At 59.2% G+C, this 23012-nt stretch carries 21 protein-coding genes; 12 read left to right on the top strand and 9 right to left on the bottom strand.

The window, feature by feature from the left end; translation table 11 throughout:
- Positions 1-24: 24 nt before the first annotated feature.
- From FMN63_RS20180 to FMN63_RS20170, 3 genes are read right to left on the bottom strand one after another with little or no spacing between them, the layout of a single operon-like run.
- On the bottom strand, positions 25-1638 hold the full coding sequence (locus tag FMN63_RS20180; RefSeq protein WP_148585960.1) for a 5-guanidino-2-oxopentanoate decarboxylase: 1614 nt from the start codon (positions 1636-1638) through the stop codon (positions 25-27).
- A complete protein-coding gene (locus FMN63_RS20175) occupies positions 1629-2825 on the bottom strand; it encodes a pyridoxal phosphate-dependent aminotransferase (protein ID WP_148585959.1) in 1197 nt (398 codons plus the stop codon). The genes FMN63_RS20180 and FMN63_RS20175 overlap by 10 nt, the downstream gene beginning before the upstream one ends.
- 19 nt (positions 2826-2844) lie before the next feature.
- On the bottom strand, positions 2845-3480 hold the full coding sequence (locus tag FMN63_RS20170; protein WP_148585958.1) for a TetR family transcriptional regulator C-terminal domain-containing protein: 636 nt from the start codon (positions 3478-3480) through the stop codon (positions 2845-2847).
- 300 nt (positions 3481-3780) lie between these two features.
- On the opposite strand from FMN63_RS20170, the gene FMN63_RS20165 reads away from it, so the two are divergent.
- The 9 genes from FMN63_RS20165 (at position 3781) to FMN63_RS20125 (ending at position 14076) form a co-directional block, all read left to right on the top strand.
- Positions 3781-4554 carry an ABC transporter ATP-binding protein gene (locus FMN63_RS20165; protein ID WP_148585957.1) on the top strand — a complete coding sequence of 258 codons (774 nt, stop codon included), beginning with the start codon at positions 3781-3783 and terminating at the stop codon, positions 4552-4554.
- A gap of 77 nt (positions 4555-4631) precedes the next feature.
- Positions 4632-5411 carry a transporter substrate-binding domain-containing protein gene (locus tag FMN63_RS20160; RefSeq protein ID WP_148585956.1) on the top strand — a complete coding sequence of 260 codons (780 nt, stop codon included), beginning with the start codon at positions 4632-4634 and terminating at the stop codon, positions 5409-5411.
- Between the two features lie 83 nt (positions 5412-5494).
- Positions 5495-6223, top strand: a complete 729-nt coding sequence (locus tag FMN63_RS20155) for an ABC transporter permease (RefSeq protein ID WP_148585955.1) — start codon at positions 5495-5497, stop codon at positions 6221-6223.
- A gap of 1 nt (position 6224) precedes the next feature.
- Positions 6225-7040 carry an ABC transporter permease gene (locus FMN63_RS20150; protein ID WP_148585954.1) on the top strand — a complete coding sequence of 272 codons (816 nt, stop codon included), beginning with the start codon at positions 6225-6227 and terminating at the stop codon, positions 7038-7040.
- Positions 7041-8213 carry a M20 aminoacylase family protein gene (locus FMN63_RS20145; RefSeq protein WP_148585953.1) on the top strand — a complete coding sequence of 391 codons (1173 nt, stop codon included), beginning with the start codon at positions 7041-7043 and terminating at the stop codon, positions 8211-8213.
- A gap of 409 nt (positions 8214-8622) precedes the next feature.
- Complete coding sequence (locus tag FMN63_RS20140) at positions 8623-9396, top strand: hypothetical protein (RefSeq protein WP_148585952.1); 774 nt, start codon at positions 8623-8625, stop codon at positions 9394-9396.
- Between the two features lie 5 nt (positions 9397-9401).
- Positions 9402-11393: a caspase family protein gene (locus tag FMN63_RS20135; RefSeq protein WP_148585951.1), complete on the top strand. Its 1992-nt coding sequence runs from the start codon at positions 9402-9404 to the stop codon at positions 11391-11393.
- A 46-nt stretch (positions 11394-11439) separates the two neighbouring features.
- Positions 11440-13623 carry a glycosyltransferase family protein gene (locus tag FMN63_RS20130; protein WP_148585950.1) on the top strand — a complete coding sequence of 728 codons (2184 nt, stop codon included), beginning with the start codon at positions 11440-11442 and terminating at the stop codon, positions 13621-13623.
- 3 nt (positions 13624-13626) lie between these two features.
- Positions 13627-14076 (top strand): hypothetical protein, encoded by a 450-nt coding sequence (locus FMN63_RS20125; protein ID WP_148585949.1) that lies wholly within the window; start codon positions 13627-13629, stop codon positions 14074-14076.
- Here the strand turns inward: FMN63_RS20125 and FMN63_RS20120 are convergent.
- From FMN63_RS20120 to FMN63_RS20110, 3 genes are all read right to left on the bottom strand, one after another.
- On the bottom strand, positions 14067-14888 hold the full coding sequence (locus FMN63_RS20120; protein WP_148585948.1) for a hypothetical protein: 822 nt from the start codon (positions 14886-14888) through the stop codon (positions 14067-14069). The two genes, FMN63_RS20125 and FMN63_RS20120, sit on opposite strands and share 10 nt — an antisense overlap.
- Positions 14888-16021: a radical SAM/SPASM domain-containing protein gene (locus FMN63_RS20115; protein WP_148585947.1), complete on the bottom strand. Its 1134-nt coding sequence runs from the start codon at positions 16019-16021 to the stop codon at positions 14888-14890. Before FMN63_RS20115 ends, FMN63_RS20120 begins: the two co-directional genes overlap by 1 nt.
- Before the next feature lie 62 nt (positions 16022-16083).
- Complete coding sequence (locus tag FMN63_RS20110; RefSeq protein WP_162530086.1) at positions 16084-16953, bottom strand: glycosyltransferase family 2 protein; 870 nt, start codon at positions 16951-16953, stop codon at positions 16084-16086.
- A gap of 561 nt (positions 16954-17514) precedes the next feature.
- On the opposite strand from FMN63_RS20110, the gene FMN63_RS20105 reads away from it, so the two are divergent.
- From FMN63_RS20105 to FMN63_RS20095, 3 genes are all read left to right on the top strand, one after another.
- Complete coding sequence (locus FMN63_RS20105) at positions 17515-18273, top strand: helix-turn-helix domain-containing protein (RefSeq protein ID WP_148585945.1); 759 nt, start codon at positions 17515-17517, stop codon at positions 18271-18273.
- A gap of 125 nt (positions 18274-18398) precedes the next feature.
- The gene (locus FMN63_RS20100) at positions 18399-18731 is read left to right on the top strand and encodes a plasmid mobilization protein (protein WP_148585944.1); all 333 of its coding nucleotides are present in this window, start codon (positions 18399-18401) and stop codon (positions 18729-18731) included.
- A complete protein-coding gene (locus FMN63_RS20095; RefSeq protein ID WP_162530085.1) occupies positions 18721-20343 on the top strand; it encodes a relaxase family protein in 1623 nt (540 codons plus the stop codon). The genes FMN63_RS20100 and FMN63_RS20095 overlap by 11 nt, the downstream gene beginning before the upstream one ends.
- A 119-nt stretch (positions 20344-20462) precedes the next feature.
- Here FMN63_RS20095 and FMN63_RS20090 read toward each other — a convergent pair whose 3' ends face one another.
- From FMN63_RS20090 to FMN63_RS20080, 3 genes are read right to left on the bottom strand one after another with little or no spacing between them, the layout of a single operon-like run.
- The gene (locus FMN63_RS20090; protein ID WP_205514182.1) at positions 20463-21134 is read right to left on the bottom strand and encodes an aspartate/glutamate racemase family protein; all 672 of its coding nucleotides are present in this window, start codon (positions 21132-21134) and stop codon (positions 20463-20465) included.
- 2 nt (positions 21135-21136) lie between these two features.
- On the bottom strand, positions 21137-22438 hold the full coding sequence (locus FMN63_RS20085; protein WP_148585941.1) for a TRAP transporter large permease: 1302 nt from the start codon (positions 22436-22438) through the stop codon (positions 21137-21139).
- Positions 22435-23004 carry a TRAP transporter small permease gene (locus FMN63_RS20080; protein WP_148585940.1) on the bottom strand — a complete coding sequence of 190 codons (570 nt, stop codon included), beginning with the start codon at positions 23002-23004 and terminating at the stop codon, positions 22435-22437. The genes FMN63_RS20085 and FMN63_RS20080 overlap by 4 nt, the downstream gene beginning before the upstream one ends.
- Positions 23005-23012: the final 8 nt, after the last annotated feature.

The following is a 23012-nucleotide window of genomic DNA, read 5'->3' as shown; positions in this document are numbered from 1 at the left end:
GAAGCGCTGTCAGGGGGCAGCTACTCAGGCAGTTGCGCCGCGTGTGCCTGTCTCGTGAATTTCGATCAGGCTTGGCCCGGAAAGGTCCGAAAACCGCTTCAGGGCAGTTGCCAACTCGGCCACATCGTCAAGACGGACGGACGGCAGGCCATAGGCTTCAGCGATCTTGCCGAAGTCGGGTGCCGACGGCGTCACGCCTTCCGGTTCGATGCCCCGGTCCACCATATAGGACCGGATCTCGCCGTAACCGTCGTTGTTCCAGACCAGGAAGATCACGCGTGCCCCGCAATCCACGGCCGAGCCGATTTCGGCAATCGAGAACTGAAGCCCGCCATCGCCCACCAGGCAGATCACCGGGGTTCCAGGTTCGCCGATGCTGGCACCAATTGCCGCCGGAGGGCCATAGCCAAGCGCTCCGAACCCCGTTGCCGCGTTGAACCAGCCGTGCGGCCGCCCTGCTTCAAAATACAGGTTGCCGGAGTAGATGGCCTGCGTGCTGTCGCCGACGATGATGCAGCCGGGCAACGTCTCGCGGATCGTCTCCAGAACGCCGACTTCGGCCTGCATCTTGGGGCTCAACCAGGAGGCAACCGCCTCGCGGCACCCCTGCGCGCGCGCAGCGCCGTCCGCATCCGCCCTGTGGCCCTTAAGCAGCGGCAGAAGATCGTCCATCAACTGGCCGACACTCGAGAGCATGGGCAACGCCGCCTCCGGTCCACGTGCAAGCTGGTCCGCATCGATATCGACGCGCACAAGGTTGGCAAGCTCCGGAAAGCCGTCGTCGGCATACATGTCGTAGTCGGTCTCCCCCATCTGCGTGCCAAGGGCAATCACCAGATCAGACGCCCCGATCACCTCCCGCACGGCGGCAAGGCTCGGGCTGGCCGGGATCGACAGCGGATGACCGGCAAACATGCCTCGCGCATTGACCGTAGTCACCAGCGGCGCATCGATCTGCTCGGCCAGCAGCCGGATCTTGTCGGCAGCAGCGACGGACCCGCCGCCGCACAGGATCACCGGACGGCGGGCCTGCTTGCATTTTTCTGCCAGCTCGGCCACCTGCACCTGCGCCGCCCGAGGGCCGCAGGCCTTTGACGGATTAAGGTCGCCAAGCGTGATCTTTTCAACCATCACATCGGTCGGAATTTCAATATGGACAGGGCCCGGCCGCTTTGATTGGAGAATTGAAAAAGCCCGCTCCATGACAGCCGGCAGATCCGCCGCCTCCAGAAGCGTGTGCGTCATCAGGGCAAGCGGTGCCATCATGGCCCGCTGGTCCGGCAATTCATGCAGCTTGCCCCGGCCATGGCCGAGAGTTGCCCGGGCATTGACACCTGAGATCACGAGCATCGGCACGGAATCCTGATAGGCCTGCGCCATGGCGGTGATCGTATTGGTCAGGCCGGGGCCGGTGATCACCAGGGCCACGCCGGGTTTTCCGGTCACCCGGGCATAGCCGTCGGCCATGAAGCCTGCGCCCTGTTCATGGCGCGGTGTTATGTGGCGAATGTCTGACGTCGCAAGACCCCGGTAGAGTTCGACCGTGTGCACGCCTGGAATTCCGAAAACGGCCTCGACGCCATTGGCTTCAAGAATATCGATCAGTGCTTCACCGACCGTTTTGGTGACTACGCCCATTTGCGGTTCCCCTCGCCCTTGCTGAGACCATCCGCAAAAGCGGCAATCCTGTCTGTTGCTTCCGAAAGCGTTTCATCGGCAACCGTCAGCGACAACCGGATGAAATTTGTGGCCTGATCGCCGAAAGAGACCCCCGGCATGACCGCGACCTGCTTTTCCTCCAGCAGTTGCTCCGCGAAGCTGGCACCGTCCAGCCCCGTGGCGCTGACATCCACCAGCAGGAACATACCCGCTTCCGGCATCATCGGCTTCAGGGCAGCATGACCTGACAAATGATCGATGATGAGCTTTGCCCGTCTCAGATAGCTCTCCCGCATGCGTTCCGCGGTATCGAAATCTCCGGAAATCGCCATGGCCGTCATGTCTGCAATGAACGGTTGACCGCCGAACAGCATGGTTTCGGAAACCGCCAGCAGCCGCGTGCAGAACTCTTCCGGGCCGACCGCCCAGCCGGAGCGGAACCCGGGAGCGGCATGAGACTTGGAGATCGAGGACACGACGATGGTCCGGTCCGCCAGCGCTGGCTGGTCGAAGGGGGAGGCAAACGTCTGCTCGAAGATCAGCTTTTCATAAACTTCGTCACAGACGATCCAAAGATCGTGGCGGATACAGACTTCGCCGATGGCGGCGATTTCATCGGCCGTCAGCGTCGCTCCGGTCGGGTTATGAGGTGTGTTGAGCAGAAGCACCCGGCTGTCTGGCGTGATCGCCTTTTCAAGATCTTCCGCCTGAAGGTGGAACCTCTTTTCAGCGCGCATCGGCACGGGCACCATGCGCGCGCCGGACGCGGCGATAACGCCTTCATAGGTGGCATAAAGCGGATCGCCTACCAGGACGGCATCGCCCGTCTCCACCAGACCCAGCATGACCGCAAACAGGGCCGTCTGGGTGCCTGGAAAACACAGAACGTTTTGCTCGCTCACATCAGGCCGACGCTGGCGGTATTTTTCCGTCAAGGCAGCGACGACACCCGGTTCGCCGCGTCCGTTGGAATAGCGGATGCGGCCGGCCCTCATGGCCCGGTCCGCTTCTTCGAACAGGGCCTCGTCGGGCAGGATGTCCGGCTCGCCAATGGTCAGTTCAATAACGGGAATACCCGCCGCCGCCATCTCGCGCGCCTTTATGTGGACAGTCCATTTTCCCGAGCCCAAATGGGCAAGGCGGTCGGTGATCGACGCATAACGCATAGTCGGTCTCTCAATTTCTTCAGGGTTTGGCGGCAAGGCTTATTCCGCCGAGCAAAGCCTCGACGGATTTGATGGCAACGCCCGGCAGGGGCGTTTCCGAAAAGAGGTGACCGACAAGCGTACCTTCGATCCAAAGACCGTCGATCACGCCGTTGATCGTAATCGCCAGTTCCCGGCACCGCTTTGCATCCGGTGTTTCTCCGGCATCAATCAGCACATCGGCAACGAGCGCTTCCAGCACGGAGCGGAAAGCGAGATAGCTTTCGAGGTGAATTTCGGCAAATGCCGGATCGACGCGCACATGACTTATGAACGCCGCCCACAAAGACAGCGTCCTTCCGTCGGCAACCGGCGGCGACAGGTTGGCAACAATGAAATCGTGCAACTTCGCCCTTGGGTTTGGCTGATCGGCATTTGCAGCTGCAGCGACGGCAGACGTCATACCGGTCATGACCTCCCGATAGGCGTCCTGCATCATCTGGTCCTTGCAGGAGAAGTAGTGACGGATCAGACCGGGAGTGACACCGGCCCGGGCTGCAATTTTGCGCACGGTCGCACCGTGCAAACCGAGTTCGGAAATGCAGTCCAGCGTCGCCTGGATAAGATCCTGACGCCGCTCTGCCTCGCTGGCGCGATGGAACGAACGGCGACTCAAGACCAGCCCCGATGCAGCGGATAATCCTGCGCGGCGTGGATTGCGGGCATGGTCCGGCTCCGTGCTGACAAGGCCTCATTCGCCTCCCGTGCCATCCTTCTGTCCTCCGACATTTTCTCCGACCACATGACGTACCGGCATCGATTTTTTCGTTATTATACGGTTGAATAATTAGGAAACAAGTGCAAAGCTGACAACTGTTGCCGCTCAGAGAGCTGACGCTGCATCGGCAAAACCGACGAGGTCAGCAGCAGACAGAAACACCAACTGCACCGGTTTGATCCGGGCAATGGCGGTAGGATGGAATCAACGGCGCCAGCCATCGAGGTACGTGACCTCTTCAAACGTTTCGGAGCCCTTGAAGTGCTCAAGGGTGTTTCGCTCACGGCCCGGCAGGGCGACGTGATTGCGATCATCGGCGGGTCGGGCTCCGGTAAATCCACTTTTCTGCGCTGCATCAACATGCTTGAGTTGCCAAGCGCCGGGTCGGTCACCATTCACGGTGAAGCCATCGACCTCAAGAAAGACGGCCACCATGGCCTTCGCCCTGCCAACCGCAAGCAAATCGAGCGCATTCGCAGCCAGCTTGCAATGGTTTTCCAGAGCTTCAATCTGTGGCAGCACATGACCGTGCTTCAGAACGTGATTGAAGTTCCCATTCATGTTCTAGGCATGAAACGCGACGAAGCCGTCGGCATTGCAGAAACATTGTTGCACCGTGTCGGACTGTTCGAAAAACAGGACGCCTATCCGGCTTTCCTGTCCGGCGGTCAGCAGCAGCGCGCCGCCATCGCCCGCGCTCTTGCCGTTCAGCCGCTTGCCATGTTGTTCGACGAACCGACATCCGCCCTCGACCCGGAACTTGTGGGAGAAGTTCTCGGTGTCATCGGCGATCTGGCCCGCGAGCAGCGAACCATGATCCTGGTCACCCACGAAATGAAATTCGCACGGGAAGTCGCCAGTCACGTCATCTTTCTGCACAACGGCATCATTGAAGAACAGGGCCCACCGGACCAGGTGTTCGATGACCCGAAATCGGAGCGGCTGAAGAAATTCATCAGCTCGATCAACTAGACCCGTCCCGCGATATCTTCGCGGGGTGGGACAGCCGGAAGATCCGGCATGAAAACTTGAAAAAACAGGGGAACAAAATGAAGCATATTCTGAAAACAACGCTCGCCGCCGCCGCACTGGCCGCCACCGCTATCACCGGCGCACTGGCCGAAGAAGTGAAGGTGGGTGTCGCAGCCGAGCCGTATCCGCCGTTCACCTCGCCGGATTCCAGCGGCAACTGGGTCGGCTGGGAAATCGAGTTCATGGACGCGATCTGCGCGGAAGCCAAGCTCGATTGTGTCGTCACCCCGGTTTCCTGGGACGGCATCATTCCGGCTCTGACGTCCGGCAAGATCGACATGATCATCGGGTCCATGTCCATCACCGAAGAGCGTCTGAAGACCATCGATTTCTCCGACAAGTACTACAACACCCCGACAGGTATCATCGGCGCCAAGGGCGACGACTTCGACGCAACGCCCGAGGGCCTGTCCGGCAAGATCATCGGCGTTCAGGTTTCTACCGTTCATGCCGATTATGCCGAAAAGCACTTCGGTGACGTCGCAGCCGAAATCAAGCAGTACCAGACGCAGGACGAAGCCAATCAGGACCTCGCCGCCGGCCGTGTCGACGCCGTGCAGGCGGACGCTATCGCGCTGGACGCCTTCCTGAAATCCGATGGCGGAGACTGCTGCGAATTGAAGGGCAACGTCGAGGAAGACGAGGCGATTCTCGGTGCCGGCGTTGGCGTCGGTATCCGCAAGGGCGACACGGAACTGAAGGACAAGATCAATGCCGCGATCAAGGCGATCCGCGACAATGGTACCTATGAAACCTTCTCCAAGAAGTATTTCGACTTCGATATCTACGGCGGCTAACCGGCCGGATCATCCTTAAAAAAGCGTCCCGCGCCATCTGGCGCGGGCGGACACTTTTTTCAAAGCAAGGTTGACCGCTGCCGATGGCTGCTTCTCCCGTTTTTCTCAATCTCGACCTGCTCGCCCTGTCACCGCCGGGCTGGGGTGGTGTGCTTCTCGCCGGGTTTGCAGCTTCGCTGCAACTCGCGGTCGGCGGCTTTGGCCTCGGCCTCCTGATCGGCATCGGCGGCGCCTTCGGCAAACTCTACGGCGGCCCCATCGTGCGGGACCTGCTCGAGGTCTATACCACCGTCATCCGCGCCGTTCCCGAGCTTGTTCTCATCCTGCTGCTCTATTACGCCGGCACGGACGCGGTGAATTCGCTCCTGATGCTTGTGGGATTGCCGAGGGTCGACATCAGCGGCCTGGCTGCCGGTATCTTTGTCATCGGAGTTGTGCAGGGCGCTTACTCGACCGAGGTTCTGCGCGGCGCGATCAAGGCCGTCCCGCCCGGACAGATAGAGGCGGCCAGGGCCTATGGCATGTCCCCTTTCAAGACATTGCACCGCATCACCTTGCCGGCCATGCTGCCCTACGCCATTCCCGGTCTTTCCAATCTCTGGCTGATCGCAACCAAGGACACCGCCCTTCTGGCGGTGGTCGGCTTCTCGGAACTGACGCTGGTAACCCGCCAGGCCGCCGGAGCCACCAAGGCCTACATGCTTTTCTATTGCGCTGCCGGCGTGCTCTATCTCTCGCTGACGCTGATCTCAAACCGCGTCATTGGCTATATCGAACGACGCGCAAGGCGCGGAATTGCGGGGCCGATGTAAGATGAGCGACACCAAGGCCACAATGCCCGCCTATGTTCCGCCGCCGCCGCGCCGGTTGCTGGAACCTCACCGGATCTTCCTGATCGCCCTTTTCGGTGCCATCGTCTTCTGCGCCGTCTGGTTCCTGCGCTGGGACTGGCTGGAGAAGTATCAATGGAAACTGCTCCACGGGATCTGGGAAACGCTGTTTCTTCTGTTTTCGACCGCCGGTGCCGGATTTATCCTCGCCGTGCTCCTTGGCCTCGTCCAGGTCACCGGGCCAAAGCCTCTTGCCATGATTGCACGCGGCTTCTGCACGTTGATCCGAGGGACACCGCTGCTGCTGCAGCTCTGGCTGCTTTATTACGGTCTCGGCTCGGTGTTCGCGCAATATCCGGAAATTCGGCACTCGATGTTCTGGCCCTATCTGCGACAGGCCTGGCCGTATGGTTTTACCGCGCTCATGCTGTCCTTCGCCGCCTATGAGGGCGAAGTGATGCGCGGCGCCTTTGCAGGTGTGCCACGAGGTGAACTGGAAGCCGCCCGCGCCTTTGGCATGAGCCGGTTCACGACGTTCCGGCGCATCTGGCTGCCCCGGGCGATCTATCGCGCACTGCCGACTTTGAGCGGAGAAACGGTGCTGCAACTTAAATCGACACCGCTTGTCGCAACCATTACGGTTGTCGATGTCTACGCTATTATTTCAAGAGTGCGGCAGGATACCTATCTCACTTACGAGCCTCTGCTTCTGCTCGCACTCATCTACATGTGTCTCACCGGGATACTGGTATTGCTGTTCCGCATGCTAGAAAATCGTATCCCCAGCCGTGGTGCGTAAATGACAGTACAGTCATCCAACTTCCTTCCAGAAATCGTTGCTGCGCGGCGCCATCTGCACTCGATCCCCGAGATCGGCCTGTCGGAATTCAAGACGTCGGACTACATTGCCGGCGCACTGACTGCGATGGGCTACGAAGTCACGCGCGGTCTGGCGAAAACGGGCATTGTCGCAACGCTTCGCAACGGCAATTCCACCAGAAGCATCGGTATCCGTGCCGATTTCGATGCGTTGCCGATCCCGGAGGAAACCGGGGCGGACTACGCAAGCACGCATCCAGGCGTCATGCATGCCTGTGGTCACGACGGCCATACGGCCATGCTGCTGGGCGCCGCGAAAATCCTGGCAGAACGCAAACAGTTCGACGGAACGGTGCACCTGATCTTCCAGCCTGCGGAAGAAAATTTCGGTGGCGCCAGATTGATGATGGAGGACGGCCTTTTTGAGCGGTTCCCATGCGATGCCGTCTTCGGCCTGCACAACGACCCAACCTTGCCCTTTGGCCAATTCGCCTTCCAGCCGGGCCCGATGATGGCAGCCGTTGACGAATGCAAGATCACGGTCATTGGTTACGGTGGCCATGGCGCCGAACCGCAGGATGCGTCCGACCCGATCGTTTGCGGCGCCAGCATCATCATGGCTCTGCAGACCATCGCCTCACGCAACATCCACCCGCTGCAGTCTGCCGTGATCACGGTCGGCGCATTCAACAGCGGCATTGCCAGCAACGTGATCCCCGAACGCGCGGAAATGAATCTCACGATCCGGTCTCTGGACCCTGATGTACGCGACGAACTCGAACGTCGCATCCGCATGATCGCTGAAGGTCAGGCCGCCAGCTACGGCATGCGGGCCGAAGTCAATTATGAGCGCGGCTATCCGCCCATGATCAACCATGAGGCTGAGACCGACTACCTGCGTGACCTTGCCAGGCGTTTCGCAGGCGAGGAAAATGTCGCGGATCTTGCCCGCCCCTCCATGGGCGGCGAGGACTTTGGCTATTTCCTGGAGGAAAAGCCGGGCACCTACTTCATGCTTGGCACCGCCAAAACCGACCGCGACCCGCCCTTGCATCACCCCAAATACGACTTCAACGACGACATTCTGCCCATTGGAACGAATTTCTGGGTCGCACTGGCGGAAGACTTCCTGTCCGAAAAAGAACCCGGATAATCAGCGCGAACCGCACCAGTCTGCAGACGGGGCGTTTGTTGTAAATCCAGCGAACAAGCGCCCCCGAACCCCACGCCCGGCGCGATCGTCGAAAAACCGGTGACAGGCCGGACCTTCTCTCCCCATGCTATTTCTTTTGAGCTGGAAAGCCTTTTCCCGGCCCGACGGAGGTTGTCCGGACATCTTAAAACCTGGAACAGACCGCCGACTTACGGAAGGCCAAAGATCTCCCCATCTCACGGCAAAACGAGCCCCGCCCATCTGCCAGGCAGCCCGTGGCGCGAATTTTCGCTTCACTAAACGTAGACACTTGGTAGGATGATCTCTGCTGCTGACGATGCTAAAAATATCAATTACATGATGAAGGCGTCATAGAACGCTAGGTCAGATTTTAAAAACTTGGTGAAATATGGCAGAAATTACCAAGCGGAAAATGCTCGGTTTCCTATCATTTATTGCATCTATTTTGGTCGCCTGGCTCACAGGAGCGACAAGTTCCGCAAAGGCCAGCAATCAGGCGCTGACAGATTCCGTCAAAAATACTCCCTGGCAGCTATCCAGCGCCCGGCAGATTTTTTCCAGGAGCACTTTGTTGCCGTTCGACGAGTCATTCGACCCCGCGGCAACCGGCAGCAAGCTGGAAAACCCCGGTGGAAAACCGATCACCATCGCCGCTTATGAAAGCGAATCCCCAAGCGCCAAGGCCGGATCTGGACAGGAACCTGTTCGGCCGTTTCTCTTCATTCCCAAAAGAGAAGGCGGCCCGACGACCATCGCTCGGGAAAGAGCCACACTTGAGCGCTTCCTGAACACACGCGTTCGCGTAAAGAAAACCTGCGAACGCTGCCAACAGAGAGTGAAAAGCGGGCTCGATCCGGTCAAGTGCATCACTGAAGTGCTTAAGGACCTGGAAGACCGGCTTGCGCGGGAGGCGCAAAATGGCAGCGCGGTTGCGCAATCCGCCCTACCGATCGTACGCGAAATGGTGGTGAAGGTTGAACAGGCAGAGAGCGGCGAAGCTGCCCTTGAAGCCGTGCGCGAAGGCCTCAGCAAGGTTCAGCGCATTCAGATCGTTCGCTCGCAGGACACGGTGATCTCCAATCTGCAGCAGCAACAGCGAGCCGTCCTGACCGAGACAATTGAGGCCGTCGAAGTCAATCTCGCTTCGATGATTTCAATTTGAGCGGAATGCGGTTCCTCACCATGAACGTGTTTCTGGCCCGGCGACGACTGAAAAACGCTTTCCTGCTCGCGGGCCTGATACTTGTCGTCACCGTTGCCTGCGTGCATCCGTCACGAGCTCAGCAACTCGTGACCGACACGCGCATGGCGCTCGTCATCGGCAATTCCAATTACAGGGGCGAAAAGCTCCCCAATGCGCGTAACGATGCTGAAAGCATCGCCGCAACACTGCAAACCCTCCGGTTCGACGTCACGCTTATTCTGGATGCAACGCAAGAAAACTTCCTGAAAAAAACCGAAGAATTCTCGCATAAGGTCATCCGGCAAAATGCGAGCGTGGTCCTGGTCTATTATGCAGGTCATGGCGTTCAACTTGCGGGCAAGAACTATCTTATCCCGGTCGATTCCCGTATCAGCGACATCGACACACTTGTCAGCGACAGCATCCATTTCGATGAGTTGCTCAAGCTTGTCGGACGCAGCAGCGCCTTCAAGATGGTGTTTCTCGACGCTTGTCAGAACAATCCGTTTCAGGATCGCATCAAGAGCCTGGAAGTCGGCCTGGCGCCGCCGCCGGATGTCAGCGGTTTCCTGATCGGCTATGCCACCCAGCCGGGCAAGGTCGCCTACGATGGTGCGGGGGACAACAGCCCCTACGCGTCGGCGCTCCTGTCCTACATGCATGCCTCTGGCCGCGAGGTACTATCCGTGCTGGCGGATGTGAACCATAACGTGCGCAAGGTCACCGGCGGGGCGCAAATTCCCTATGTTCAGTTTTCCGTCAAACCCGATTTCTACTTCAAGCCAGGGCCGGAAACGGATGGGGATCTGGAAGTGGGGCTATGGAAACTGTCGGCGCAGCAGGAAGACCCCAAGCTGATCCAGCTGTATTTGCAGCGTTATCCCGAAGGAAGGTTCGTCGACGAGGCCCAGAAGATCCTTGAAAGAGCCTTGAAAGAGACAGATGGCGTGCCGCCAGCGCCTTCGGTCAGTCTCGCAAGCCTGGAAGAAGACATCTGGTCCAATGCGCTGGCCTCCCGGAACCAGGCCTTGCTGCAATATTACATCGAGCGCTTTCCGGACGGGCAATATCTGGAACAGGCAAAAAAGCTCGTCACCCAGATGGTGCCGGACAACCCCAACAATCTGACATCTTCTGAACTCTGCCGGAGATTTGCCACGCATCCGAACGATGCCACCGTCCTTTACCGCGGCGTATCGCTTAACCTCCTTGCCAAGAATTCCGGAGCTGCCATTCATTCCTGCGAGCAGGCTGTCAAGGATTATCCGGATGTGCCCCACTACAAGGCCCTGCTCGCAAGAGCGCGTGCGGCCGCCGGCGACACGAAGATTGCCGTGGATCTCTACCAGCAGGCAGCGGCGGCGGGCGACACACGGGCACTGGTCAGTCTCGGCCTGCTCCATGAGCTCGGTCAGGGACTGCCGAAGGACCTTCTGAAAGCCCGCGAGTTGTTCGAAAAAGCCTATGCCAACGGCAGCGCGGATGGTGCCATCAACCTTGCCGTTTCCCTCTACAACGGCACCGGCGGGTCGCGCGATGTTCCGCGCGCCATCACCCTTCTGGAATATGCCTCGTCTGAAGGTGCCGCCAGAGCGACCTACAATCTCGGCGTCTTTGCCAAGGAAGGCATCTACAAGACGCCGGAAGACGCCGCCGCCTACTTCGAACTCGCCGCGCAGCAGGGATATGCGGAAGGCGCCCTTGCGGCCGCGGCCATCTACGATGAAGGGTTCCACACCGACAAATCCCCGCAAAAAGCATCCGAGCTCTTGTTATCGGCCCTGACGGCAGACAGCGGCGAGACGCTCGCAAAGATATCCGCCGAAGCCCGGAGCTGGTCGCGCGACACCATCCTTGAACTGCAGACCCGCTTGCAGTCTGCCGGCTATTACGAGGGAACGCTGGACGGTGTACCGGGCCCGCTTTTCAACCGCGGACTGGAGTCATGGCGGCTCTATGGAGGCTCCCCTTCGTGATGACCGGCAAGATCGTTTGACAGGTTTATCGGGGGGCGACCGGCCTATGGAATTTGATGTCCTTTACCTGGCCGACCTGCGCTTTCCCGGCGGGACGTCCACATCGCTCAAATACGATCTGCGCGCCTGCAAGCAGGCCGGGCTGAGAGCTGGCGTCATTCCGCTCAGGTCACCTCTTTTCTCAAGAAACCGAACCTTGAACGCCTCGGTGCTGGCGGAGATCAAGTCCACCGAAACCATCATTGTTCCGCAAAACGAAAGACCGCGCGCCAGGGTCGCGCTTCTCTACCACCCCTCCTTGCTGGACAAAGGGGTGCACTGCCGAAACCGGTTCGATGCGGAGGCCTGTTACCTCGTCGTGCATCAGACGGTTCGAAACCGGGACGGGCAGCGCGCCTTTCCATCTGATCACTGGTCAACGCTCCTTGCCGACTGGTATGGCCACTCGCTGAAACTTCTGCCGGTGAGCGCGCTGGTGCGCGAAGATCTTGCCGGAAACGGCTTGTCCCATGCCCTTCACGCGAGCACCTGGGAAAACCTGGTCGACCTGGACGATTATCCGGAAAAACCATCCCGGGGCCCGAAGCCTCGACTGATCATCGGCCGCCACAGCCGTCCTAGTGCCGACAAATGGCCTTCCCTGCCTGTTGCCATGACGTGTTATCCCCAGTCGCCGGGTTTCGCCTTCCGCATGATGGGCGTGCCGAAGGCATTTCTGGACCAGTTCGAGGATCTGCCATCAAACTGGCAGGTCCTGCCGTTCTCGAAGGAACCGATTTCAAAGTTTCTCCAGGGGCTCGACATCTACAGCTATTTCCATTCCCCAGCGCTTGTCGAAGCGTTCGGATATGGCGTTCTTGAAGCGCTGGCCACAGGCCTGCCATGCGTTCTTCCGCCCTATATGGAATCCAGTTTTTCCGATGCGTGCCTTTATGCGGAGCCAGACGAGGCTCCGCTGGTCTATGAACGGCTTCGTACGGATCCCTGCCTGTTGGAAACGACCTGCCGAAAAGGGCGCGCCTTTGTGGAGGAGCGCTACGGCCTGGACCAGTTTGCCGGCAAATTCGACAAGGTTGCCACCCCTTCCCTCACTGCCCGGCCTGCCCCCAGACAGCGCAAAGCCGCACAAGCCCCCGTCATTCTGACGGTCACGTCCAACGGCGTCGGTCTCGGGCATCTCTCCCGGCAGCTTGCGATCGCCAGGGCAATCGGCCCACGTGCGAATGTCGTTTTCTTCTCCCTTTCCGAGGCAATCGAAATCGCGCGGTCCATGGGATATCTCGCTGAATTCCGGCCTTTCCGGCAAAGGCTGGAGTTGGATTTCAAGGGCTGGAACAGCTATTTCTTTCAGGAAATGCGCGAGGCACTCAGCCACTACAAGCCTTGCCTCACATTATTTGACGGCAACCTGCCCTATGCAGGCTTCGTCGACGCGGTTGAAAGCTACGGCCAGGCCACCAGTGTCTGGATCCGGCGCGGGCTCTGGCGCACCCCCCAGCCCAACAGCATTTCCCGCGAGGGTTTTTTCGATGCGATCATCGAACCGGGAGAATTGTGTGCGCCGCTGGATGAAGGCCACTCGCGCCCGCACCCCGACAGCGTCGCCCGGGTCGACCCGGTGCTGATGACGCAGCGGGACCAACTCTTTGACAGGACAACCGCAAGGCGGGCGCTGAACCTGCCGGACGGTGCGATCCTTTGTCTGGTGCAACTCGGTTCGGAAGCCAATTTCGACATGTCCCTTCCCCGCGCACGTTTACTGGACTTTCTGGACAGGCACCCTGACGTCGTTGCGGTCGACGTGAGATCGCCGCTCCATTTCGAGGAACAGGCGGATTTCCATGAGCGCCTGGTGATGCGGAAGGTCTATCCGCTCGGACAGTACCTGAAGGCCTTCGACTTCGCGGTCTGCGCGGCCGGATACAACACTTTTCATGAAAACATCGCCGCCGCGCTGCCGTCCATCTTCATACCAAACAGCAACCCAATCATGGATGTTCAGGAAGCACGTGCGGAATATGGCGCACGCGCCGGTTGGAACCTCACTTCATCTGCCGATGATCCCTACGCAATCGGGGAGCAACTGAAGCAGATGCTCGACCCGGACGTCCGCCAGTCGCTGGCCCGGTGCTGTCTCAGAAAAACCGACTGGTGGAACGGCGCACCGCAAATCGCGCAGCTTTTGCAAGCCGTCGCCCAGCTCCCGGCAAATCCCCTGGAGGACCGTTGAACCGTGTCTTTCAAACGAAGCCTTCGCAAAATCGGACTACGGGTTGCCCTCGGCAGCCTGCGCAAGCTCGAAGCCAACACAAAAGGCAATGCCGCCCTCCTGTCGGAACACCGCCGGCAAGGAACGGTCGCACTTGTCTGGGCGCTTGATCAGGCAGGCGACCAGCTTTCCAGCGCACTGACGGAGCAACTGGAGAAGCTTGCGGAGTTCGAAACAGTGGTCGTCGTCTGCCCGCCCAGTTACTTCTCGGCGCTCCGAAGCAGAGGCTTCTTTTTCGAAACCCTGCCGCCGCTGTCGGATCTTCCCCGCAGCGGTGTTTCAGCCAACTGGGGTATCTATCTCAAACGCCGGGTGGCCCGCATCCGGGAAAGCTGGGCACCGGACTTCGAGTTCACGGTCGGCAGCTCGCTGGAAGATTATATCCTGTCCCTGCCCGGGGGTGATCAGACATAACCATCCGCTGAAAAGACGTCAGGCTCGGCAAAGGCATAGGCAATCAGGGAGGCCTGCTGGAGCGCGGCCCGAAAGTGAGCGCCGTTTGCAATCGACCGGAATGGGTCGGTTTCCCGCTCCTGCTTGAAATCGGGTATCAGGCTGAAGTCGAAAGCGGACAGCTCGCAGAGGCCCCTGTATCGTCGCTGCAAGCCGTAAAAAGAGGTCTGGGCCGGTTGGTTGAGATCAGCGTTATAGGAAAAGTGCCGCACGTCCAGACCTGCAGCCAGCACCGTTTCCGACAGAAACTGAAACCAGTCGTCGGTGGGTCCGGCATCTTCCAGAAACCCGTCCATCGTGATCTCCGGCTTCAACGAAGTCGTGTCGACCCATTTCCAGGCGCCAAGCTGCCGCGCTTTCACGAGAGAGACATATCGCGCAAACCTCTCCCTGGTGAGAAAGGCGCAGGAGCAGTCGAACCGGAACAGAATGTCTTCGATCAACCTTCCGGGCAATTGCTTCGGCAGGATCGAGTAGCACAGATAGTCGTATCCAAGTCGGTCGCAGACTGTCGAGAGTGCATTCAGGAAGACGACCGGATCTTCCCTGACATAACCGGCGAGCGCTTTTGCCTTCCCCGGATCGACCTCGATGCCGGTTTCCTCTTCCAGCATGCCGATAAACTCCGGTGTCTGGGTCTCAAGGCCGAAGGGAGACGACGGATTGAACAATTCGCCAAGCACGACCGCCTTTTCAAGACCGTGCCGCATCATGGTCTGGTGCAGATGGGTGCCGCTTCTCCCGGACGACAGCAGGATGAGATGATGCACCATCACACTCCCTTCTGAACAAACGCATCAGACATTCCACCTGACCAAGGCGCCCTGGGTGCGCCAATGCGCACTGGCGGAAGGCCCAGGTCCTCGATGTCGACGTCGGGCGCGTTCAGAACCGGGTCCTCCAGGATCAGCCGCAACTGATCGTGGTCGGCGTGGCGAGGGTCCACGACGTCTACCGCATGACACGTGCCTTCCTGCACCATCCGCTGATCGCGAAACCGTTGGAACAGAATTCCCGTTGCCCCCACCCGTCTTGCCAGGCGGGCAAAGTCCGGCATCTCTGCATAGTTTTCCTGCCGGACGACAAACACCAAACGGTAAACGTCGACGGCTTTCAACCTGCGCAAATGGCCGAGAAAATACAGATTGGGCATGAGCTGCCCCAACTTCCTTCCCGGCCGCAATGCTGCATAAGTCTCCGGATTTGCGGCATCGACGGACACATGAACGCTGCCGACATGCCCCCACAGATCCAGCCTGTTCCAGACGGCTTCCGTCAGCAGCAGGCCATTGGTGTGAAGGTCCAGCGTCTTGCGCGGTTCTGTCCCACTGCAATAGGCCTTCAGGAAGTTCAGAAAATGCCGGCTCGCAAATGGTTCCCCATCACGGCCGATGGTAATTCGCTCGGCTTTGGACAGAAAGCGCCCGTATGGCTCATTCACGATCCAGTCGAGCCTGTCTGCATCGTATTTTTTCATTTGAACCGGAGCGGTTCCACGAGCGGGACAGGCCGTATTGCTGCTCAAGTCATGACCGAGGTTGGCGCGCTTTGGAGGCGTGTCCAGGTGGGTTTTACCGCTCTTGAGGATCTCCCGATAACAGGCTGCGGTCGGCGATGGATCGGTTGACGAGAGGATCTCCTCGCGCGTCGGAAGATCGCGCTGGGCGATGCGTGGGCATTCCGAACGGCAGCAATGAGAAAAGTCGCCCTCGAGGACCGACCGCCGTATTTCCTTGGCTTTGGCAGAATTCCAGGCAGTTTCCGGGTCGTCGGACAGCTTGCCGATCGCGGCCGGCTGCCAGGCGGCCGGACAAAAGTGAATGTCCTGGTTCGGCTGGGTATCGACCTGCTCGAACGGATTGGAACAGAAGCGATCGCTCAACCAGGTGTCGTCAGGCCTATCCATGCAGTTTGCCCGGACAAGTCATAGCCGGGATCCGGCCCCCAAAAGACGCCCTCCTTGGAAAATCAAACAGCATACTCCTTCTCAACCTCCTTGAGGGCGGAGCTAAGACGATCCTTGTCGATCCCCTTGAACGCAAGATACCTGTCCGAAAGCCGCAGTTTCTCCGCCTTCTGCGCGTGTTGCCGATCGTCTTCGGCATAGTCGTGACGCATCAGCGCGCCCGGCTGATACAAAAACCGCTCCGTGTCCACCTCACCCAGCATCCGGCAGCAAAGATCCATGCCTTCGTGGCCCGCCAGAAGCGGATCAAATCCGCCGTATTTTTCGAAGGCCACCGCCTGCCAGGCAGAAAATCCCTCTGTCGTCGGCGGCGCCGGTTTCAGGTCCTCACCGAGATCATAATGGTTGCCTGTCAGCCCGCTCCCGGACTTCGGCACGATGCGCCCCCGCACAGCGACAGCCTCACGATCGAGACAGCTGCTTGCAAGCAGATCAAGATCTGCCGCTCCCGTCGACGCGTCATCGTCCAGAAACAGAAGACACTCCCCCCTGGCGACGTAGGCGCCTACGTTTCGCGCCGCCGAACAGCCGATATTCTCCGGCAGACCAAACACTCGTGCCTTCTCCCGATACCGGCTGGAACCGCCATCTGGGATTTCCAATCCGTTGCCGACGAAAATCAGTTCAACATCCTCACACCGGACGAAATCCTCAATCCCCCGCCCAACCTCGCAAGCCTCCAGACTGTTGCGATGGGAAACGACGATCACCGACACCTTCGTGCGGTATATGTTTTGAAGATTTTCCGTCAGAACAAAACGATGAATATTCGCATAGACCTCCTGCAGGCAGGCAGAAACGACCCGCTGCGCATTTTCAAATTCACCATTCTCGAAATGACCTGTCGCCTGCGTGTAAGAAACCAAACTCACGTTCCCGCTCATATCCAATCATGATGACCGTTCAGAAGTGCACACATCCGCTCAACGCAGCAGCAGGCGGCCGCCTTGTTTGACGATGTAACCCGCACAGAACTTCCCCAGGGTCATCAAACCAAAGCTAAGCGCCCACCATCGCTCCGTCCAGCGTCACAACACATCTTTCATCCACGCCACCTCTCCAGCGAGCTCCTAAACGCAGTCGTACAGCAGGTGGGACTTGTCCGGAAAAAGCGGAAAGCACGCACTTCTGGAACAGCAGGCGTTCCAAGAGACAGGAAAGAGATCAATGCCTGAATTTCGGCGCAAAGCGGTCCGGCTAGCTCTCACGAGTGGACGTACCCGACGAGAATCACAGAGGAGCTTGGCATTGATCTAAAAGGAAATGGTGGGCCCGGAGGGCCTAGCCAAACTGAAGAAAATCAATAGCTTAGTGGAAGGTGGGACAAAACACCTGCCTGAAGGATTTCAATGGCTTACAAAAGCCGTTGTCCCACCAGCTTGTCGGTCTGTCTCACTTCGAAATGCCGCCCAAGCTGGTTGCTGGAGGCACGCATGAGCGAGCGCCGTCCATTCCGGGAAGTGAAGCTCCAGTGGCTGCGGTTGCTGAGCTGTGATGCCGATATCAACGACAACGCAAAGTGCGTGGCGCTCTATATCGTGACCGCACATGTGAACGGCCACACCGAGAAGGCGTGGCCGTCCTACAAGACCATTGCCGAAGCAACCGGCAAGAGTGTCAAATCCATCCAGCGTGCCATCCGCGATCTGGAAGAAGGTGGCTGGCTTGGCGTTCAACGCGGGAATGGCGTCGGGCACAATACGGAGTATTGCCCTACCGACGCCTCGATCCTAAAGGCCTCCGAGCTTCGAGAAAAGACGGACAAATCTGTCCCCCTTACCCCGTCAGAAGGCGGACAGATCTGTCCCGAAAGGCGGTCAGATGTGTCCGGCAAAGGCGGCCAAATCTGTCCACCAAACTTAGAGAAAGAAATAAATAAAAAACCTAACGCGCGTGAGGCGCACGCGAAGGCGGCTCCCCGCCGTTCCATTCCCGTCGTCGTCCTACCAACGGCACAGACGAGACAGGTCGATGAGTGGAACGCCTGGCTGGCCGAAAAGACCCTCCCCGACCTGGCGCGGTTCAATCTCGCAACCAGCGTCAACGGCTCGTCCGGATACCAGCTTCCTGGTCGATGGCCACCGGAAGATGGTTCAGACAAAGAGCGGGACTGCCTGTCGTATTTCCTGAACAGACTGCCAGCAATCGCACACCAAACGGCCTCCCAGGTAGCCTACAGGCAAGCGGCATGACTGCGGCGGATCTGACGAGAGCAAGGCGACCCGTGTCATACGACACAGGACCTTGCGAGGGGCGGCAGGCCTCCCCTTCGAACCCCTCCGGACCGCAAACGGCCCGTCTCGCCGAGACGGTTGTTATGCGATGTACGACGGAGGAAAAGAGACATCTCAAGCGCCGCGCCGCCGCGGACAAAATCTCCGTCTCGGAGCTGTTGCGCGGGGCGTTGGGGCAGATCAAAGCTCCTCGCCGCCGCGCCACGCCGCAGGTCGATCCGCAGCTCGTGACCGCGCTCAGCCGCATCGGCACGAACCTTAATCAGATCGCCCGCGCCGTGAATGCCGCCCAGGCCGCTGGCGACATGCGTCAGCTCGATGGGCTGCAGCTGCTCGCCGAGCTGGTCAGCATCGAGCGCCAGATGTCGGCGCTCCTTGCCCGTCACCGCCAGCGGGATACGGACCATGCTGATTAAGCTGTTCCGAAGCGGCAAGGGTGGCGGTGCGGCACCGGTCGATTATCTGATCGCGCCGCAGGTCCTCGCCTATGACGGCAATCGCGATCTCATCCGCGACGACGCTGGCGTCCCGCTGATGAACAGCCGCGATCCGTTGCCGGAGGTGTTGGCGGGCGATCCGGATCATACCCATGCCCTGATCGATGCCTGCCCGCACGCCTGGACGTACCGGGCGGGCGTGATCAGCTTCGATCAAAACGACCAACCGACCGAAGATCAGCAGCAGGCCGTCATGAATGCCTTCGACGAGCTGGCCTTTGCCGGTCTGGACCGTGACCAGGTCGACATGCTCTGGGTCCGGCACAGCCATGAGGGCCGCGTGGAGCTGCATTTCTGCACCCCGCGCATGGAGCTCACGTCAGGCAAGAGCCTCAATATCGCCCCGCCTGGCTACCAGAAGGCGATGGATGCCTTGCGTGACATGCTCAACAAGGAGCATGGCTGGGCAGATCCACAAGATCCGGCCAGGTCACAGGACACCAAGCAGCTTCCGGAAAAGAAGCTTCGGGCCCAGGGCCGCGAGGACATCCAGAACTGGCTGGAAGACCTGATCGTCGCCGGTCGGATCTCATCCCGGCCGGACATGGTCGCCGCGCTCGAAGGCGCCGGCTTCGAACTGCCCCGCCAGGGCAAAACCTATCTCACAGTCAAGGACCCGGACAGCGACACCCGCTGGCGGCTTAAGGGAGACATTTTTCATGCAGATTGGACCAGAGAGAAGACCGCTCAGAGAGCGACTGAACGAGAGCATCGAGCAAGTGAACCAGGATCAGAACGCCTCGCTGCTCGAAGCCTTTCAGACCTCAGAGACGAATATCGAGCGCATGTTGAAAAGCGCAGGCTCTACAATGAGCAAAGATTTCCGCTCGTCGCAGCAGCAGCTGAGCGCGACCTTAGAAAGGCACTTGAAAGCGAGCGAGGACCAGCTCTTTCGGCTGACAACCAGCTTGGAGCAGAACGCGAGGTTGGCCGACAAGAACCGCGTTCTGAAGCTGTCAGCCGCCGTCCTGATCTCGGCCGTCTTGACGCTGAGCGGCGTCCTGTTCCTGAACGATCAGCTGAGATGGTCCCTGATAACCTCGGCCTTCAATCAGACGACCTACACGGAATATCCAGTCCTGATCTTCGATACCCAAACAGGCACATATCGGCGTTGCCAGGACACAACGACAAATTTCATCTGCCAGAAAACCCCGTAGAGCCCCATGACAGACACCAATCACCCGTCACCGAACCTGCCATCCCAACAAACGCTGACGCCGCTGGAGCGCGGGTTACTGAGCTTGGTCGAACGCTTGACCAACGCCTTCGAACATTCGACCGCTCAGCTGGAGCATTTGGAAAGACGCTCGACCGGCTTGCTGGAAGAGCGGCTGACCGAGCTAGAAACGTTGCTCGACAGATCCAGCAGCTCGCAACAGGCCTTCAACGAGGCTTTGCTCGACTTGCTCAGTGCGCCGGAATCCTCCGGCAGATCGGCGGAAGAGCTTTGCTCAACATTGGGAGAACTCAGCAGCGTTTACAGCAAAAGGCGATGAAGACAGGTCGCCCTAACGAAATGGAACGCTAGGTTGGGCAACAACTTTCTGGTCGTAGCCCTCAAAGTTTAGTGACCAGACTGGGGCCGTAAGGAGAATGGCAGGTTTTGGCGTTCGGGAAGGCACTGCGACCACAAGGTTTTACGCATGGTCATCCGAGAGAACGGGCTGGCGACAATCTTCTTACAGCGTCCGTCAATCCTTCGATGAAACGGACGCCATATTTAGCGCTGAGATCGTTTGCCCGTCCTGCATAGGCACCCGAGCCCAAAACGACAATTCCGGCACCATCCTCCTCGATCGCAGACATTATCTGAAGATCGAGCAAGCTTTCGGCACGAGCGGTGCGGGCCGAGGCATCCGCCACACCGACATTGCAGGCCCTGACCGAGCCGAGTCCGCCTGCGCCGTATTTTTTCAGCAACACTTCAATGGTCGGCACTTGTTTGTCGACTGTCGTGACGACGGTGTACCGCTCGCCGGTTGCGGCTGCGTCTTCGATCGCGGCCTGCGCGATGCTTATTACCGGCACGTTCACCATCCGGCGGACTTCCTCGACGGCGATGTCGTCGAAACAGGCGAGGATATATCCGTCGCATTCGCCATTCTGTCGGATCAGTTCAAGTACCGCCGGTATAGCGAAATCGCGGTCTGCCGCAGTCTCTATCGATTGCGGTCCGGTGTCCGGATTGACCACATCGGCGGAGGTTCCCGCCGGCAGGTCCCCAAGCACATGAAGGGAAATCCGGCGTGTCACTTCTGGATTGGTATTCGGATTGATCACCAGCAGCCTGTGCGTGGCTGACTTCCCGTTCGCCGGCATCATCAATGACCTGCCGACAGAAAGTGCGGCAGCCACATGGCGATACCCGGCAGGAACAGGAGCATGATCGTGAAGGCGATCATGATCGCCGCATAAGGCGCGGCACCGCGAATGACGTCGGAGAACGAGCCGCCGTCCCGTCTTATCCCTTGCACAACGAAGAGGTTCATGCCGACCGGTGGCGTGATCAGCGCCAGTTCGCACATCAGGACGATGAAGATCCCGAACCAGATGGGATCGACCCCGACGGCCGCGACGAGCGGCACTGTGATCGGCACCGTCAGCACCAGCATCGACATGGCATCCAGAAACATACCGAGGATCAGGTAAAAGACGATCAGCACGAGGATCAAGCCGACCTGTTCAAACCCGAACGTGGCTACCCATTGTGTGACCGCCTGGGTGACGCCGAGCATCGAGATCGTGACGTTTAGAAGCAGTGCGCAGGACAGGACGATTACCGTCATGCCGGTCGTGCGAGCGGCCTGGATCGAGCAGTTGATCAGCAATTCCCTGTTCAACCGGCCGTTCAGGGCAACGAGTATGAGCGCGACCACGACGCCCATGGCCGCGGATTCCGTCGGTGTTGCGAAGCCGCCGTAGATGGACCCCATGACAACGGCAAAGATTATGGCTGGCGGCACCAGAAACCGCAGATGTGACAGCTTGACCGACAGCGGAATAGGTGTCGCGGAGGTAGGCAGTCCACGGCCCTCGAACAGGAAAATGTAGACGGAGAATAACGAGGCAAGCAGGATTCCCGGGATCAGGCCCGCTGCGAAGAGCTGCCCGACCGATGTATTGGCCAGCGATCCGTAAACCAGCAGGTTGATGCTTGGCGGTATGAGGATGCCAAGGGTTCCGCCCGCCGCGAGCGAGCCAAGAGACGGTCCGGCGCGATAACCGCGTTCCTCCAGCGCCGGAAGGGCGATGGTTCCGACGGTGGCCGCAGTGGCGACAGAAGAGCCCGACGTCGCGGAAAACAGGGCACAGGTTGCAATGTTGGTGTGCAGCAGGCCGCCCGGCAGGCGATCGAGCCAAACGGCGAGAGCGTCATACATCCGATCGGCGATGCCACCCCTCAAAAGCAATTCGCCCAGCAGCATGAATAGGGGAATGGCCAGGATCGAAGGGCTGTTCAGGCTGGACCAGATGACGCCGCCCATCATGTCGACCAAAGGAAAGCCGAAGTACAAGTAACCGCCGAGAGCGCCCACGGTGACGATAGAAACGGCTACCGGGAATCCTATGAACATAAGTCCGAGAAGGAGCAGAAACCCCAGGCCGACAATGGCGATGCTCATGTTGCAGCTCCCTGACGTTTCTTCAGGTCTTCCAGTTCCGCCAGCACTTCGTCAGAAACGGATTCAGGCCCGAAACGCAAGTTAAGTGTCCGCCAGTCTCGCTTCACCAGCATTACGATGGCCTGGAGGCTGAGGACAAACATGCCGATTGCAAATACGCCCATCGTGAGCAGCCAAAGAGTTTGCGGGTAGATCAGAGGAGTGGCCCAGGGGGTCTGGGCAATGGAATTGTATGCAAGAGTGTCGACCACGGTCTGGACCGTGAAATAGAGAAGGAACAGGGAGAGCAGCGTTAAGGAAACGGCTGCCGCCACGTTTAGCATCGCCTGGGGCCGTTCCGGCAGGCGGGCATGCAAGAGGTTAATGCGGATATGCGCACTATCAGCAGCCGCGACCAGAAAGGTCAGCGGAGCGACGATGGCGACGGTGTAGCCGCCAAGTTCATCGACCCCGCCGAGCGAGAAGGAAAAGAACTTCCTGAGCAGGATTTCCGCAACGATCGTGATAGAAAGCGCGATCATGACAGTGCCGAAGATGATTCCCGAGATGCGGGTCACGTGGTTCATTTCCTTCT

The sequence above is a fragment of the Stappia sp. BW2 genome (genome assembly GCF_008107695.1).
In the GTDB taxonomy this organism is placed as follows: Bacteria; Pseudomonadota; Alphaproteobacteria; order Rhizobiales; family Stappiaceae; genus Roseibium.
The sequence above is the reverse complement of the archived record's forward strand: the minus strand, read 5'-3'. Positions and strand labels throughout refer to the sequence as shown.

What these genes read in the sequence shown, in the direction of transcription:
- FMN63_RS20180 (WP_148585960.1), bottom strand. Translation starts at nt 1,638, where the DNA reads ATGGGCGTAGTCACCAAAACGGTCGGTGAAGCACTGATCGATATTCTT.
- FMN63_RS20175 (WP_148585959.1), bottom strand. Translation starts at nt 2,825, where the DNA reads ATGCGTTATGCGTCGATCACCGACCGCCTTGCCCATTTGGGCTCGGGA.
- FMN63_RS20165 (WP_148585957.1), top strand. Translation starts at nt 3,781, where the DNA reads ATGGAATCAACGGCGCCAGCCATCGAGGTACGTGACCTCTTCAAACGT.
- FMN63_RS20160 (WP_148585956.1), top strand. Translation starts at nt 4,632, where the DNA reads ATGAAGCATATTCTGAAAACAACGCTCGCCGCCGCCGCACTGGCCGCC.
- FMN63_RS20155 (WP_148585955.1), top strand. Translation starts at nt 5,495, where the DNA reads ATGGCTGCTTCTCCCGTTTTTCTCAATCTCGACCTGCTCGCCCTGTCA.
- FMN63_RS20150 (WP_148585954.1), top strand. Translation starts at nt 6,225, where the DNA reads ATGAGCGACACCAAGGCCACAATGCCCGCCTATGTTCCGCCGCCGCCG.
- FMN63_RS20145 (WP_148585953.1), top strand. Translation starts at nt 7,041, where the DNA reads ATGACAGTACAGTCATCCAACTTCCTTCCAGAAATCGTTGCTGCGCGG.
- FMN63_RS20140 (WP_148585952.1), top strand. Translation starts at nt 8,623, where the DNA reads ATGGCAGAAATTACCAAGCGGAAAATGCTCGGTTTCCTATCATTTATT.
- FMN63_RS20135 (WP_148585951.1), top strand. Translation starts at nt 9,402, where the DNA reads ATGCGGTTCCTCACCATGAACGTGTTTCTGGCCCGGCGACGACTGAAA.
- FMN63_RS20130 (WP_148585950.1), top strand. Translation starts at nt 11,440, where the DNA reads ATGGAATTTGATGTCCTTTACCTGGCCGACCTGCGCTTTCCCGGCGGG.
- FMN63_RS20120 (WP_148585948.1), bottom strand. Translation starts at nt 14,888, where the DNA reads ATGGTGCATCATCTCATCCTGCTGTCGTCCGGGAGAAGCGGCACCCAT.
- FMN63_RS20115 (WP_148585947.1), bottom strand. Translation starts at nt 16,021, where the DNA reads ATGGATAGGCCTGACGACACCTGGTTGAGCGATCGCTTCTGTTCCAAT.
- FMN63_RS20105 (WP_148585945.1), top strand. Translation starts at nt 17,515, where the DNA reads ATGAGCGAGCGCCGTCCATTCCGGGAAGTGAAGCTCCAGTGGCTGCGG.
- FMN63_RS20100 (WP_148585944.1), top strand. Translation starts at nt 18,399, where the DNA reads ATGCGATGTACGACGGAGGAAAAGAGACATCTCAAGCGCCGCGCCGCC.
- FMN63_RS20095 (WP_162530085.1), top strand. Translation starts at nt 18,721, where the DNA reads ATGCTGATTAAGCTGTTCCGAAGCGGCAAGGGTGGCGGTGCGGCACCG.
- FMN63_RS20090 (WP_205514182.1), bottom strand. Translation starts at nt 21,134, where the DNA reads ATGCCGGCGAACGGGAAGTCAGCCACGCACAGGCTGCTGGTGATCAAT.
- FMN63_RS20085 (WP_148585941.1), bottom strand. Translation starts at nt 22,438, where the DNA reads ATGAGCATCGCCATTGTCGGCCTGGGGTTTCTGCTCCTTCTCGGACTT.
- FMN63_RS20080 (WP_148585940.1), bottom strand. Translation starts at nt 23,004, where the DNA reads ATGAACCACGTGACCCGCATCTCGGGAATCATCTTCGGCACTGTCATG.